The 15216-nt window shown below is 71.9% G+C and carries 9 protein-coding genes; 8 read left to right on the forward strand and 1 reads right to left on the reverse strand.

Annotated elements, in window-relative coordinates; genetic code table 11:
- Window positions 1–105 precede the first annotated feature (105 nt).
- The 7 genes from WMF43_RS18685 (at window position 106) to WMF43_RS18715 (ending at window position 8256) form a co-directional block, all read left to right on the forward strand.
- Window positions 106–921 (forward strand): formylglycine-generating enzyme family protein, encoded by an 816-nt coding sequence (locus WMF43_RS18685; RefSeq protein ID WP_437681911.1) that lies wholly within the window; start codon window positions 106–108, stop codon window positions 919–921.
- Between the two features lie 305 nt (window positions 922–1226).
- The gene (locus tag WMF43_RS18690) at window positions 1227–1862 is read left to right on the forward strand and encodes a type 1 glutamine amidotransferase family protein (RefSeq protein WP_437681913.1); all 636 of its coding nucleotides are present in this window, start codon (window positions 1227–1229) and stop codon (window positions 1860–1862) included.
- Window positions 1863–2039: 177 nt separating this feature from the next.
- The gene (locus WMF43_RS18695) at window positions 2040–2999 is read left to right on the forward strand and encodes a GlxA family transcriptional regulator (RefSeq protein ID WP_437684034.1); all 960 of its coding nucleotides are present in this window, start codon (window positions 2040–2042) and stop codon (window positions 2997–2999) included.
- Window positions 3000–3183: 184 nt separating this feature from the next.
- Window positions 3184–3900 carry a DJ-1/PfpI family protein gene (locus WMF43_RS18700; protein WP_437681915.1) on the forward strand — a complete coding sequence of 239 codons (717 nt, stop codon included), beginning with the start codon at window positions 3184–3186 and terminating at the stop codon, window positions 3898–3900.
- Window positions 3901–4308: 408 nt separating this feature from the next.
- Entirely contained in the window at window positions 4309–5580 is a 1272-nt protein-coding gene (locus tag WMF43_RS18705; RefSeq protein WP_437681917.1) for a cytochrome P450, read from the forward strand.
- Between the two features lie 257 nt (window positions 5581–5837).
- A complete protein-coding gene (locus tag WMF43_RS18710) occupies window positions 5838–7115 on the forward strand; it encodes a hypothetical protein (protein WP_437681919.1) in 1278 nt (425 codons plus the stop codon).
- A 118-nt stretch (window positions 7116–7233) separates the two neighbouring features.
- Window positions 7234–8256 (forward strand): AraC family transcriptional regulator, encoded by a 1023-nt coding sequence (locus WMF43_RS18715; protein WP_437681921.1) that lies wholly within the window; start codon window positions 7234–7236, stop codon window positions 8254–8256.
- 34 nt (window positions 8257–8290) lie between these two features.
- Here WMF43_RS18715 and WMF43_RS18720 read toward each other — a convergent pair whose 3' ends face one another.
- Window positions 8291–12010, reverse strand: coding sequence for an RCC1 domain-containing protein (locus WMF43_RS18720; RefSeq protein ID WP_437681923.1), 3720 nt, complete (start codon window positions 12008–12010; stop codon window positions 8291–8293).
- 939 nt (window positions 12011–12949) lie between these two features.
- Here WMF43_RS18720 and WMF43_RS18725 point away from each other — a divergent pair.
- On the forward strand, window positions 12950–15166 hold the full coding sequence (locus WMF43_RS18725) for an FG-GAP-like repeat-containing protein (protein WP_437681925.1): 2217 nt from the start codon (window positions 12950–12952) through the stop codon (window positions 15164–15166).
- Window positions 15167–15216: the final 50 nt, after the last annotated feature.

The following is a 15216-nucleotide window of genomic DNA, read 5'->3' on the forward strand; positions in this document are numbered from 1 at the left end:
GCGTGGCAAGACGAGGCGCCGTGCCCCGCCAGGGCGCCGGTGTGCCGCGGAGGAACCTGCGTGACACCTCCGAGCTGCGCCGACCTGGCACCGACGTGCGGGCCGATGAGAAACGAGAGCTGCTGCGCGACGACGGCGGTGCCGGGCGGGAGCTTCAACCGGAGCAACGACAGCGAGCATCCGGCCAAGGTGAGCGACTTCCTGCTGGACCGGTTCGAGGTGACCGTGGGGCGATTCCGCGCGTTCGTCGATGCGTACCCGGGGAGCTTCCCCGATCCGGGAGCCGGCAAACACCCGAAGATCGAGGGGAGCGGGTGGGATTCGACGTGGAACGGGTATATGGCTTCGAGCGCGGCGTTGCTCAAGGACGAGTTGAAGTGCAACGCGACGTTCCTGACGTGGACGGATACGGCGGGCGACAACGAGAGTCTGCCGATGAACTGCCTGAGCTGGTATGCTGCGTTCGCGTTCTGCGCCTGGGATGGGGGCCGCTTGCCCACGGAGGCGGAGTGGAACTACGCAGCGGCGGGCGGAGACGAGCAGCGGCCGTACCCGTGGTCGACGTCACCCACGGATGAGACGATCGATCAGAGTCTTGCGGGGTATGGCTGCACCTTCACGGATACCCCAGAGAAGTGTACGTTTATAGACATCTTGCCTGTCGGATCACGGAAGCCAGGGGATGGGAAATGGGGGCAGGCCAACCTGGCCGGGAACGTGCGAGAATGGGCTCTGGACCTGAAGGAGAACTACTCCGAAGATTGCACGGACTGCGCTAACCTGGAGGGGGGATACGAACGGGTATCGCGGGGCGGCTCCTTCTCGGATGACGCGCAACACCTGCTTTCATCCGCCCGCGACAGCTACGACGCGCCGGAGCGCCGCCCCTTCATCGGGGTCCGCTGCGCGAGAAACCCGTAGTTACGAGCTAAGCCACGCTCGTATCGAACCACGCATCGAAGCGATCGACGTCGCAGGAGGCGGCCAGGGCGCGGAGCGGGAACACGCGCCAGGGGGCGCTCGTGGCCAACCACGCCTGATCGCGAGGTTCGAGCGTGACGCTGGGGAGCGGAGCGGCGGGCGCGGAGCGGGTCTGCCCAATCGGTGACCGTCGCGCGAGACGGTGTTCACGCAGCGGCTACGGTGCCAAATACCCCGGCCGTGCCGAGCTCGATGTCGCGAGCCGGCAGGTTGACCACATGCTGTCTACATGACAGCATGCTGCCATGTCCGACCAACGCGATGTCCACCTGCTCGTGCTCGATACCCTCGCCGACTGGGAGCCCGGATTCGCGATAGCCCATATCAACCGCCCGGCCCCCGGCGTGCCCTCTCCGTACCGGGCCCGCACCGTCGGGCTCGATAGTTCACCCGTGCGAACGGTCGGCGGAGTCACCATCCTGCCGGACCTTTCGCTCGACGAGCTGCGTCCGGCAGACAGCTCGCTGCTGATCCTGCCGGGGGCCGACGTCTGGGCGGAGCCGAAGACGGATCCCGCGCTCGCCAAGGCGCGTGAATTCGTGGACGCCGGCGTGCCCGTCGCAGCAATCTGCGGCGCGACCCTGGGGCTGGCCCGCGCCGGACTGCTCGACGATCGAAAGCACACCAGCAACGATCCGAGCTTCCTAGAGACCAGCGGCTACCGCGGCGGCGCGCACTACCTGAACGAGCCCGCGGTGGAAGATCGCGGCGTGATCACGGCCTCGGCCATGGCGCCCCTCGAGTTCGCGCGCGTGATCCTGGCCCGCCTGAAGGTGTTCTCGCCGGCCGCCCTCGAAGCCTGGTACGGGCTGTACAAGACGCGGGAGCCGTCCTGCTACTACGCCTTGATGGAGGCGCTCGGACGTGGTGGTCAAGCGTAGCTCTGGCGGGGACGCGCTGACCGAGCTGCCTCGGGGCGCCTGGCAGGAAATGCAGGTACTCTGTCTTCCGGTCGGGTGCGCGACGGGTACCCTTGTCGCGTGAACCGGCCCCGTCCATCGAAGAGCTCTCCCCGCGCCGCGCCGGGCGCGATCCGCCATGCGCAGACGCGCAGGATCGTGGTCGTGGCCTACGACGGCGCGAGCGCCATCGACGTGGTGGGGCCCGTCGACGTATTCGCCCTGGCATCGGCTTCGGCCAAGGCGAAGCACCCCGGGGCTCCCCCGGCCTATGCCGTCGAGATCGCCGCGGTGTCGGGCGGCGTCATCCGGACGTTGTCCGGGGCGCAGATCGTCGCCCACAAGGCGCTCGCGGACCTGGCCCCCGGCGTCGACACGGTGCTGGTCGCCGGGGGCGATCCCCAGGAGGCGATGCGCGACGCCCGGCTGCTCGGCTGGCTCCGCGCGACGACGCCCGAGGTGCGGCGCATGGGCGCTGTCTGCACCGGCGCCTTCGTCCTCGCCGCCGCCGGGCTGCTCACAGGGTGCCGAGCGGCCACGCACTGGCGCGCGGCGGCCGCGCTCTCGCGCGAGTTTCCCGGGGTGGACGTCGACCCCGACGCGATCTTCGTGCGGTCCGGGAACATCTACACGTCTGCGGGCACGACCGCGAGCATCGATCTCGCGCTCGCGCTGGTGGAAGAGGACCTCGGATACGACGTGGCGCTCGAGGTGGCGAGGGACCTCGTGGTGTTCCTCAAGCGCCCGGGCGGACAGTCGCAGTTCAGCCGCCCGCTCCTCGCGCAGACCGTCGCCACGGGGCCGCTGCGCGGCGTGATCGACTGGGCCCTCCGGCACCTCGACGCCGATCTGCGCGTCGAGGTGCTGGCCGAGAAGGCCGGGATGAGCCCCCGCAACTTCGCGCGGACGTTCACCCGCGCCATGCAGATGACCCCCGCGAAGTTCGTCGAGGCGGCGCGGCTGGAGCAGGCGCGCTCCTGCCTCGAGGGGGGCCGAGCGTCCATCAAGCAGCTCGCGCGCGACTGCGGCTTCGGCACGGACGAGCGGATGCGGCGCGCGTTCCAGCGCGCCCTGCAGGTCACGCCGGAGGACTACCGGCGGCGCTTCGGCCGGCCCTGAGCCGGCGTGTCCTGAAAGCAGGGTAGGTTGTCCTTTCGAGCCGCGCCGGCGTCGCGCACAGTCAGGTCCACGAGGCGCGTCGACGTCGAGCGCTCTTCGAGGCCGGGCGCGGCGCCGCGCCGAGGGGAAGGGCCGCGATCCGGATGATCCGCGGACGAAGGAACGAAAGGACGAGGGACGAGAGATGACGGAAGCTTATGATATCAAGATGCCGGGCCCGCAGCCGCCGCTCCAGGTCGGGATGGTGCTCTACCCGGGGCTCACGATGCTGGACCTGATCGGTCCTCAGAGCGTGCTGGCCCCTCACGCCGCGACGCACCTCCTCTGGAAGAGTCGCGAGCTGGTCGCATCCGATTCGGGGGTCTCCATCCAGCCGACCGCGACCTTCAGCGACTGTCCGGATCACCTGGACATCCTGTTCGTGCCGGGCGGCATCGGCACGGCCGACGCCATGGTGGACCAGGACATCCTCCGCTTTCTGAGGGACCAGGGCGCTCGGTCCAGGTACGTGACCTCCGTGTGCACAGGATCGCTCGTCCTGGCCGCAGCAGGGTTGATGGGAGGATACAAGGCCACGACGCACTGGGCCACGCGCCACGTCCTCGAGGCGTTCGGCGTGGAGTGTGTGCGGGCGCGCGTGGTGGTCGATCGCAACCGGATCTCGGGCGGCGGGGTGACGGCGGGCATCGATTTCGGGCTGACGCTCCTCGCGCTGCTGCGCGGCGAGGACACCGCGAAGATGACGCAGCTCATGCTGGAATACGACCCCGCCCCGCCGTTCGACGCCGGAACGCCGGAGGCCGCGGGGCCCGAGCTCGCGCAGCGCATCATGAGCGTCCTTGAGCCGCTCGATCGGACCATGCGGAAGGTCGCCGCAGAGATGAGCAGCAGAGCGAGCTGAAAGCCCGGCGCGACGTCTCCGCTGCGCCGCCGGACCGCTCCGGCGCGCTCGACGCACGGCGCGCTGTCCGGCTCCCGGGGGGAATGTGAGATTGCCGCCTACGCGCGCGCCGGACGGTCCAGGGCCGCAAGCAAGCGACTGGACGCTCGAACGCGAAATCTATAGCCTCCGGTAGTGTGGCGTACGAGCGATTCCGGCGAGCTCGCCGGCAACTCGGGGCGCCGCCCGTGCTCGGCTCTCGCGAGGGCGTCGAGCGCGTACGGGCCCGGCTGCCCTGACGGTCTGCGGCCGGATGGACGCGTCCGCCGCGAGAGCATCGAAGTTCGTTGGGGGACGCCGCCGAGGGATCGCTGCCAGTCGCCGGCTGGGCCACCGAATCAACCGGTTTCTATCCAGGAGGAACATCTCATGACCGCGCCCACCGCCGCCGATGGCCCCGTCGCCGCCTGCCCTCATTTCAACCCGATGGCGCCGCGCCACCTGGCCGATCCCTACCCGATGTACGCCGAGCTGCGGCGCGACACGCCCGTGTTCTACAGCCCGGACCACGGTTTGTGGGTCGTCACCCGTCACGCGGACGTCACCGCGGCCTTGAAGCAGCCGGAGATCTTCTCGTCGGTCGGCTCGCTGCAGACCAGCGTCACGCTGCCGCCCAGCGTCGCCGCGGTGATGGCGACCGGCCTCGGCTCCGCCTCGCTGATCGTCGAGAGCGATCCGCCGGCGCACACGCGCATGCGCGGGATCGTCAACAAGGCGTTCACGGCGCAGCGCATCGCCCGCCTCGAGCCGCAGGTGCGCGCGATCGCGGACGAGCTGATCGACGCCTTCGTCGCTGACGGCAAGGCCGACCTCGCCACGCAGTTCGCGAGCCTGCTGCCAGGCCTCGTCATCTGCGACCTGATCGGCGTGCCGCGGGCGGATTTCCCGCAGCTCAAGCGCTGGTCCTCCGACTGGCTGGAGGTCCTGTCGGCCAGCGCGCCGGAGGAGCGCCTCGTGGCCTGCGCCCACAGCTTCATCGCCAGCCAGCGGTATTTCCTGGCGCAGATCCGCGCTCGTCAGGAGCAACCGCGCGAAGATCTGCTGACCGTGATGCTGCCGATCGAGCTCGGGGGCACGGCGCAGATGAGCACGGAGGAGGCGGCCTACAACGCGCTCGATATCATCGTCGCCGGGCACGAGACGACGTCCAATGCGATCCTGAACGGGCTCGGGCTGCTCTTCGCCCACCCCGAGCTCCTCGACCAGCTCCGCAGGGACCCTGAGCGGATCCCGAACGCGGTGGAGGAGATCCTCCGCATGGACACCTCGGTGCTCGGCCTGTTCCGGGTGACCACGCGCGCGACGGAGCTGGGCGGCGTGACGATCCCGGCGAACGCCCGCATCTTCCTGCTCTACGCCGCCGCCAACCACGACGACGCGCAGTTCTCGGACCCCGAGCGCTTCGACATCGCCAGGGAGAACGCCCGCGAGCACGTGGCGTTCGCGCGCGGAATCCACGCCTGCCTCGGCGCCTCCCTGGCCCGGCTGGAGCTGCGCATCGCGCTGGAGCGCCTGCTCACCCGGCTGCCGAACCTGCGCCCAGCCGGAGGCGCCGCGCCTCAGCGGCTGGAGCATTTCTTCATACGCGGTTACACGTCGTTCCCGATCGCCTGGGACGCGGCGCCGAACGCCGCCGCCTGAGTCGTTCGATTCTGCGGGGGGGCGCCGCTGCGGAGGGGGTGGAGGCCGCCTTCGAGACCCGGCGCGCATCGCGAGGCGATCGGGTGGCCGATTCGACCAACTCCCTGGCCGGCGCGACCAAGCGGCCCCTGAGGCCGATCGCTATATCTGCCCCACGTCCAGCCGCGGAGGCGCGCGCGTCGCGCCTCGCCGGACGCGTGGAGGCTCAAACCATGATCCGTCGAATGAAACTCTCGGGAAATTCACGGAGGGGCTCGATGTCCCTCGCGCTCGTCACCACCCTTGCCGTCGCAGGGTGCTTCCATGACTCGGACGATGATCATGGTGGCGGCTCGACGAGCGCAGGGCACGACGCCTCGTCAGGCTCCGGCGAGGGCGGCTCGTCGGCCTCGGGGGAGGGCGGCTCGTCGGCCTCGGGCGAGGGCGGCTCGTCGAGCTCCGGCGACGGCGGCTCGGACCGTTGCTCCCCGGTCGCGACGCACGACGGGATCATCTCGATCCAGGATGTATCGATTCAAGGCGCTCCGCAGGCGGGCCACGGCCTCACGGTGCAGGTCCTGTTCACCTCGTCCAGGCCTCCTGCGTACGAGCAGGTGGCCGGGGACATCGAAGGGTGCAGGGCGTGGGTCTACGACACGGAGGACAACCCGCCGCCGGCCCTGACGGATCAGGGCGAGATCACGATCGCCGGCCTCGCCGGCGGGCCCATCACGTGCCGCTTCGCTGGCTCGGGTTATGTGTGCCCGACGTCGACCGGGGCCGGACAGGCGAGCGTCGCTCCGGGGCAGACGGGGACCGCGGCCTACACGATCGACGGCGCGACGTTCTCCGCGGCAGACGTCGGCCGTTACCTGCGCGTCACCGGCGCGGCGAACGCAAAGAACCAGGGCGCATTCCCCATCGTCGCCGTGGAGTCGAGCACGACAGCGGTCGTGGTCAACCAGGGCGCGACGGAGGAAGACTTCGCGGCCGAGTACACCGTCGTCGCCGGGGCGGGGCCGGTTCCGAACAGCCCCACCGACCCGATCGAGCGCGGCGCCGAGGTCGTCGTGGGCATCTCGCCCGGCGGCGCGATGGCCTTCGACTTCCCCGACACCGCGCCGATCGCCGCCGGCGAGGCGTTCACCCCCGACACCGCGTCGGCGGCCGCCCTCGTCGCGCTGCCGCTCGACGGCAGCGCGCTGACGCTGGGCTGCGGCGGTCCGGGCGGCGCCTGCGGGGCAGCGCAGGCCACGGTCGTGCGCATCACCAGCACGGATGGCGACGTCGAGGGCATGTCGCCGTTCGCGATGCCGCCGCCCGCGCGCAAGCAGGTCGAGATTCAATGCGTGGCGCTCGGCGGCGATGGCACGGTGACCATCCCGGCCGAGGCGATGAAGCTGCTCCAGGAGGCCCACCAGGTCTCCCCGATCTCGCGCATCCGGACGGCGCTGATGCGCGAGGGATGGGCGAGCGCGACGAACGCCGCCCCGCTGCCCCCGAACTCCACGACCCTGCTCGTCGGCCACGGGCTCATCGGCATCACCAACCCCTGACGCCCGCCGCGGCGGCGCCCTGATCGGGGTGTCAGATCGCGCGCGCCCCGCGATCTCGCGCCACGGCGAAACCTGGCTTGCGACCGCCGGTGCGGATCGTGCATGTATACACGAGCGCATGCACCGCCCGCTGCCCACCGTCATGCCGTCCGTGGCCAGGCTGGTCGTCGACCTCGGGCTCCGCGACGGCATCCGGCTGGGCGCGATGGAGCGCGCCGCGCGCCTGCCGTTGCTCGCCGCCGATCCCGAGCGGCGCATCGAGATCGACCGGCTGCTCGATCTGTGGACCTATCTGGGTCAAACGCTGGACGACCCGTCGCTGCCGATCCGCGCCGCGCACCGGGCGAAGCTGGAGGACCTGCACGTGCTCGGCTTCGCGATGATGACCGCGCCCTCCCTCCGCGATGCGCTCGGCACCGCGGGGCGCTACAGCGCGCTGCTGACCGACTCGGGACGATGGGAGACGATCGAGACCGCGAGGCGCGTCGAGGTGCGGTGGCATCGCCTGCGGCCGCTCACGCTCGGTCACCGCCTCTCCAACGAGACCGCGCTGGCGCAGAGCCTCGCCTGCCTGCGGCAGCTGGCGGGCGACGACCTCACGCCGCTGGAGGTGAGGTTTCGCCACGCGGCGCCGCCGAACCGGTCCGCGCACCTCGAGTTCTTCCGTTGCCCCATGAGGTTCGACGCGCCCTGGGACGGGCTGGTCTTCCGCCGCGAGCTCCTCGACATGGCGCCCGCGGGCGCGAACCAGAGGCTCTGGGAGTACCTCTGCCGGAGCGCGAGCGCCCTCTGTGAGCAGCTCGCGCCGCCGTCGCTCGTGGACGGCGTGCGGCACCACATCGTCCGCGCGTTCTCGAGCGCCGAGGGCGGCGTCCCGTCGCTGGACGAGGTGGCTCGCTCCCTCGGCACGACGGGACGGACGCTGCGCCGGCGCCTTCAGGTCGAGCGGACGAGCTTCCGGAAGCTGGTCGAGGAGGTGCGCCGCGACCACGCGGCCGACCTGCTGGCGAGGAGCAGCGTGACCGAGACGGCGCTCCGGCTCGGCTTCTCGGACACGACCGCGTTCAGCCACGCGTTCCGGCGCTGGTTCGGCTGCCCGCCGCGCGCGCTTCGAGGCTCAGGGAATCGCTGCGATCCCTGAGCCCGCCGTCGCGCGGAGCGCCGTCGCGTCAGGCTCAGAGCCCGATCACGGCGATGGGGATGTTCACCTTGGGGCTGCCATTGCCGAGCTGGCCGTCGTTCGCGCTGCCCCAGGTCGAGACCACGCCCGTCCAGCGCAGCGCCGCGGTGTGGGAGTTGCCGGCGCTGATGGCCGCCGCGTCGGCGAGGCTCGCGACGGGCACCGGCGTCAGCACATCGCCGGTCGCGCCGGTTCCGAGCTGCATGCTGTCGCCGTCACCCCAGCAGAACGCGCCCCCGGCCGCCGTGACCGCGCAGGTGTGCCTGTCGCCCGCGCTCACCTGCACGGCGTCGGCGAGGCTCGAGACCGCGAAGGGAATGGTGGCGTTCGTCGTCGTGCCGTTCCCGAGGCGCCCGTCGGTGCCGTTGCCCCAGCAGCTCACGGCGCCCGTGCGGTGGACGGCGCACGTGTGCGAGGCCCCGGCGTCGATCCCGATCGCGTCGCTCATCCCCAGGACCTCGACCGGTACCAACGAGTCCGCCATGGTCGCGTTCCCGAGCTGTCCGCTCGTCCCCTGGCCCCAGCACGAGACGGCGCCTGACGCGCGCAAAGCGCACGAGTGAGAGGCGCCGACCTCGACGTCGACGGCGTCGGTGATGTTGAGCACGGTGACGGGCGAGAGTCCGATCGACGTGGACCCATTCCCGAGCTGTCCGTTGTAGCCGATGCCCCAGCAGCTCACTTGCCCGTTCCGGCGCACGGCGCACGTGTGAGCGCGGCCCGCGCTGATCGCGACGGCGTCCGACAGGCCCGACACCGTGCTGGGTGAGCTGGCGCTCACGAACACGCCGTTTCCGAGCTGTCCGCCCGACCCCTGGCCCCAGCAGCGAGCCTGCCCGCTCCGCAGCAGGGCGCATGTGTGGTTGTCGCCCGCGCTGACCTGAACGGCATCGGTCATGCCGAGCACGCTGCCTGGGGTCGTCCGGCCCTCCGTGGAGCCGTTTCCGAGCTGCCCATTGATGCCTGCCCCCCAGCACGCGACCTGGCCGTTCGAGCGCAGCGCGCACGTATGCGAGGAACCCGCGGCGATCTGCGTCGCGTCTTCCAGCGTCACGGCGTCGACCGGCGCCGGCGCGGTGCCGGTCGACCCGTTCCCGAGCTGCCCAGCTCCTGCGTTCCCCCAGCAGCGGATCTCCCCGGTGGCCCGCACCGCGCACGCGTGGCGCGAGCCGGCCGTCACGGCGCGCGCGTCGCCGAGGCCCACCACGTCGGCGCCGGCCATGTTCGTGGCGAACGCGCCCTGTCCGAGCTGGCCATCGACCCCGTACCCCCAGCACCGGACCGTGCCGTCCCGGCGCAGCGCGCACGTGTGGCCCAAGGACAGATCCGAGCCCGATTCATTCACCCCGTTGCTCGCCTCGATCGCGACGGCATCGGCCAGGTTCGACACCGCGACGGGCGTGAACATGTCGGTCGTGCGGCCGTTGCCGAGCTGGCCGCTGGACCCTCGGCCCCAGCAGACGGCGCTGCCGTTCGCCCGCAGCGCGCAGCTGTACCCCCAGCCGGAGGATATCGAGATCGCGTCGCTCAGGCCGAAGACGGCGACGGGCGTCGTCTGATGCGTGGCGAGGCCGTTTCCGAGCTGGCCCGCGGCGCCTGCGCCCCAGCACACGACGGCGCCGGTCGCGCGCAGCGCGCACGTGTGGGCGCCGCCCGCGTCGATCGCGAGGGCATCGTCGAGGCCGGAGACGGTGACCGGCGTCGTCGCGGTCGCCGTGGACCCGTTGCCGAGCCTGCCCGCGGCGCCTGCGCCCCAGCACACGACGGCGCCGGTCGCGCGCAGCGCGCACGAGTGATCGACCGACACGTCGATGGCCACCGCGTCGTCGAGGCCGGAGACGGTGACCGGCCTCGTCGCATTCGCCGTGGACCCGTTGCCGAGCTGGCCCGCGGTGCCTGAGCCCCAGCACACGACGGCGCCGGTCGCGCGCAGCGCGCACGCATGGTAGGAGCCGACCGCGACGGAGACGGCGTCGTCCAGGCTCGAGACCCACGTCGGGGTGCCCGACGACCTCGTGGTGCCGTTGCCGAGCTGGCCGCTCCCGCCGCTGCCCCAGCAGGCGACCTGCCCGTTCACGACGGCGCACGTGTCCGACGCGCCCGCGCTGACCGTGCGCCTCTCGCAGGCGCCGTCGTCGACCCAGAGGCCTTCGACGCAGCTCGTGTGCTGGACCCCGCCGGGGCACATGGCGAGCTCCAGGTCGCCGTCGACGCACACATCGGGATCGACGCACTCGCCCGCATCCACCCACGCCCCCAGCGTGCAGACCTGCGCCTGGCGCCCGCGCCCATTGAGTCCGCACGCGACGTCCTGGATCGCGCCGTTCGCGCAGACGTCGGGATCGGCGCAGGCGCCGTCGTCCTGCCACTGCCCCGCGGTGCAGACCTGGGGTACCGAGCCGGCCCCGTTGAGCCCGCAGGCCGCTCGCTGGGTCGCGCCGTTCGTGCAGGCGTCGGGATCGACGCAGGGGCCGCCGTCGCGCCACTGCCCCGCGGTGCAGACCTGGGGTACCGAGCCGGCCCCGTTGAAACCGCAGGCCGCCTGCTGGGTCGCGCCGTTCGTGCAGGCGTCGGGATCGACGCAGGCGCCGTCGTCGCGCCACTGCCCCGCGGTGCAGACCTGGGGTACGGAGCCGGCCCCGTTGAGCCCGCAGGCCGTTCGCTGGGTCGCGCCGTTCGCGCAGGCGTCGGGATCGACGCAGGCGCCGTCGTCCTGCCATTGCCCCGCGGTGCAGACCTGGGGTACGGAGCCGGCCCCGTTGAAACCGCAGGCCGCCTGCTGGGTCGCGCCGTTCACGCAAACGTCGGGATCGACGCAGGGGCCGTCGTCGCGCCACTGCCCCGCGGTGCAGACCTGGGTCCTCGAGCCGGCCCCGTTGAGCCCGCAGGCCGCCTGCTGGGTCGCGCCGTTCGCGCAGACGTCGGGATCGACGCAGGCGCCGTCGTCGCGCCACCGCCCCGCGGTGCAGACCTGGGGTACGGAGCCGGCCCCGTTGAAACCGCAGGCGACCTGCCGCGCGGCGCCCGTCTCGCATTCATCCGGATCGACGCAGGCGCCCGGCACCCAGGCGCCGCGGGCGCAGACCGAGGTCTGCGTCCCGGCGCCGTTGAGGCCACACGGCTCGCGCTGCTCGGCTCCGTTGACGCACACGTCGGGGTCAACGCAGGCGCCGTCGTCGACCCAGACGCCATCCGCGCAGATCTGCGGCTGCGCGCCGTTGCCATTGAGGCCGCACGGGACGCTCTGCGACGCGCCGGCCGTGCAGCCGGGGGCGGCGCCGCCGCCGCCGTCGCCGCCCGAGCCTCCCGAGCCGCCGTCGCCGCCAGCGCTGCTGGTGGTGGTCGTGCCGGTGCCGCCGTCGCCGCCGTCGCCGCCGTCGCCGCCGTCGCCGCCGTCGCCGCCGTCGCCGCCGTCGCCGCCGTCGCCGCCGTCGCCGCCGTCGCCGCCGTCGCCGCCGTCGCCGCCAGCGCTGCTGCTGGTCGTGCCGGTGCCCCCGGTGCCGCCGTCGCCGCCCGAGCCTCCCGAGCCGCCAGCGCTGCTGGTGCTGGTCGTGCCGGTGCCCCCGGTGCCGTCGTTCGGCTGGCCGTCGTCGCCGCACGCCACGGCGACGAGCGCGACGAGCGCGATGAGCCCCCGCGCGAACAGCACGCGATGCGCGCTCCGCCCTCCTACCGTCCTGCCGTCCGCGATGCGAGGGCGCCTACGCGTGATCATGGCAAACTCCTCCCAAGGATAGGAGACCAGTAACGCTGGAATATTTCCCGGCGTCAATCCTCACAGCGGTAGGGATCGCGATGCCCGCGCCGTGGTGTGGGCGTACGCGGTGCAACTCGGCGTCGCCCTGGCCGTCGCCCCGTCGTGCCGCTCGAGGTCGCGCGGGTGCCGCGGGCGCCCGCGCAACCTCGAGGTGACCGCGGGACCCGCACGTGACGACGCACGTGGCGGCGAGCTTCTTCACCACGAGCGCCGATGTGTCGGGCTCACCGGAGCGCGCCGCGCCGTCGGGCTCGGAGAGCTGCGGGATGGAGCTCGATGCGACCGTGACGTCGGCTGCAGCGGCCCGCGCGAGCCGCGGTGCCGTGGAGCGACGCAGCGAGCATCCCCGCGAGCCAGCGAGGCTCGCGCTGGTCGCGCGACGTGATCTTTTGATCAACCGGATCGATCCGTTTGATTCATCCGCGCAGGATCGTGGGCCCTGCCGCGAGAGCCTGCCGAGGCGACGGCATTCAACAGAAGATCGCCCTGGTGAACCTTGGCCACGTGGCTGGCACGCATCGTGCCGGCGGCGCAAGTGTGTTGAAATGCCAGCGGTGCGATCGGCGGGATCAACGAGCGCCGCGCTGCGAGCTTACGGGCACCTGCAGTGGTGAGGAAGGAACGAGGGAAGGCAGGATGGTGAAGCGGATCGGGTGGCTGTGGATAGCCACGTTGATGCTCGCATCGTGGAGCTGCACGTTGCCGGCGGGGTGCGGCGAGGACGCGTCGCCGGCTGGGAACGGCGGCGGGGGAGCCTCTGGAACGTCGAGCGGCGGGGGTGGGGGAGCCCCTGGAACGTCGGGCGGCGGCGGGGCCTCCGGAACGTCGGGCGGTGGAGCCTCTGGAGCGTCGAGCGGCGGCGGCGGCGAGGCCTCTGGAACGTCGAGCGGTGGGGGGATGTCGACCTGCACACCCGACCTGACCCGGTGCGGCGACCTGTGCGTCGACACCGCGACGGATCCGGCGAACTGCGGTAAGTGCGGGCACACGTGCACCGCGGGGACGCTCTGCGCCGCGGGCGCGTGTGTCCCGTCCACGTGTATCGGGGCGCTCGGGCTGCCCGGGCCGCCGCACCCGTTGGCGGGCTCCCTCCCGACGGCCGTGGCGGCCGGCGATCTGAACGGCGACGGCCAGCCTGACCTCGCCGTCGCGAACAGCGGCAGCGACGATGTGAGCGTGCTCCTCAACCTGGGCGACGGCACCTTCGCCGTTGCGGTCGACTATGCCGCTGGCTTGCGCCCTCGCTCGATCGCGGCGGCGGACGTGAACGGCGACGGCCAGCCTGACCTCGCCGTCGCGAACGGCGGCAGCAACGATGTGAGCGTGCTGCTCAACCTGGGTGATGGAACCTTCGCCGCACCGGTCAACTACGCGGCCAGGGGGGCTCCCACCTCGGTCGCGGCGGCGGACGTGAACGGCGACGGCCTGACCGATCTCGCCGTCGCGAACGAGGCGTCCAGCAACGTGAGCGTGCTGCTCAACCTGGGCGGCGGCACCTTCGCCGCCCAGGTCAACTACGCTGCGAGCCCGAGCCCCATCTCGGTCGCGGCGGCGGACCTGGACGGCGACGGCATGCTCGACCTCGCCGTCACAGACTGGAACGAAACCCGCGTGGGCGTGCTGCTCAACCTGGGCGACGGCACCTTCGCCGCCCCTGTCTACCACCCGGCGGGCGGGCTCGCCGGCTCGGTCGCTGCGGCGGACCTGGACGGCGACGGCCTGGCCGACCTCGCCGTCGCAAACGAGGCGTCCAGCAACGTGAGCGTGCTGCTCAACCTGGGCGACGGCACCTTCGCCGCCCCCGTCCGATACGACACAGACACGGGGACCCGCTCGGTCACGGCGGCGGACGTGAACGGCGACGGCCTGCCCGATCTCGCCGTCGCGAACTACACCCGCAGCAACGTGAGCGTGCTGCTCAACCTGGGTGACGGCACCTTCTCCGCGGCCGCCCACCATGCTGCAGGCCGAAACCCGACCTCGATCGCTGCGGCGGACCTGGACGGCGACGGCCTGGCCGACCTCGCCGCCACCAACGTCAATGGCGGCAACGTGAGCGTGCTGCTCAACCTGGGCGACGGCGCCTTCGTCGCCCCGGTCACCCGCGCGGGCTCGCAGCCCGCCTCGGTCGCGGCGGCGGACCTGGACGGCGACGGCCTGGCCGACCTCGCCGTCGCGAACCAGGACAGCGACAACGTGAGCGTGCTGCTCAACCTGGGCGACGGCGCCTTCGCCCCTGCGGTCAACTACCGCACGGGCGTGGACCCCACCTCGGTCGCTGCGGCGGATCTGGACGGCGACGGCCTGCCCGACCTCGCGGTCACGAACCTCAACAGCGCCAGCGTGAGCATGCTGCTCAACCTGGGCAATGGCACCTTCGCCCCTGCGGTGAGCCATCGCGTGGTAACGAACCCCACCTCGGTCGCGGCGGCGGACTTGAACGGCGACGACATGCCGGATCTCGCCGTCGCCAGCCTGAGGCTCGAGAACAACCTCGACGTGCTGTTCAACCTCGGCGACGGGAGCTTCGCCGCCCCGGTCAACTACTCTGCGGGCCGCGCAGCCAGCTCGGTCGCAGCGGCGGACCTGAACGGCGACGGCGCGCTCGACCTCGCCGTCGCGAACAACATCGACGGCGACGTGAGCGTGCTGCTGAACCTGGGCGACGGCACGCTCGCCGTTCCCGTCAACTATCTCGCGACCTCGCGCCCCGTGTGGGTCGCGGCGGCGGATCTGAGCGGCGACGGCGCGCCCGATCTCGCCGTCGCGGACCAGGTCCAAAACAACGTGAGCGTGCTGCTCAACCTGGGCGACGGCGCGTTCGCCGCTGCGGCCTACTACGCCGCCGACGCGAACCCCACCTCGGTCGCGGCGGCGGACCTGGACGGCGACGGCATGCACGATCTCGCCGTCACGAACTGGGACAGCAACAGCGTGAGCGTGTTCTTCAACCAGGGTGCCGGCCTCTTCTCCGCCCGGATCAACTACCCTGCGGGCGTGCAACCCAGCTCGATCGCAGCGGCGGACCTGAACGGCGACGGCAGGACCGACCTTGCCGTCGGGAACCGGTACAGCAACGACGTGAGCGTGCTCCTCAGTACCTGCCTCCACTAGCCAGCGTGGATCCTCGAGGTCGACGTCGCGGCTCAGGGGCCGCGAGCGTG

It is taken from the genome of Sorangium sp. So ce131 (genome assembly GCF_051519095.1).
GTDB lineage: Bacteria > Myxococcota_A > Polyangia > Polyangiales > Polyangiaceae > Sorangium.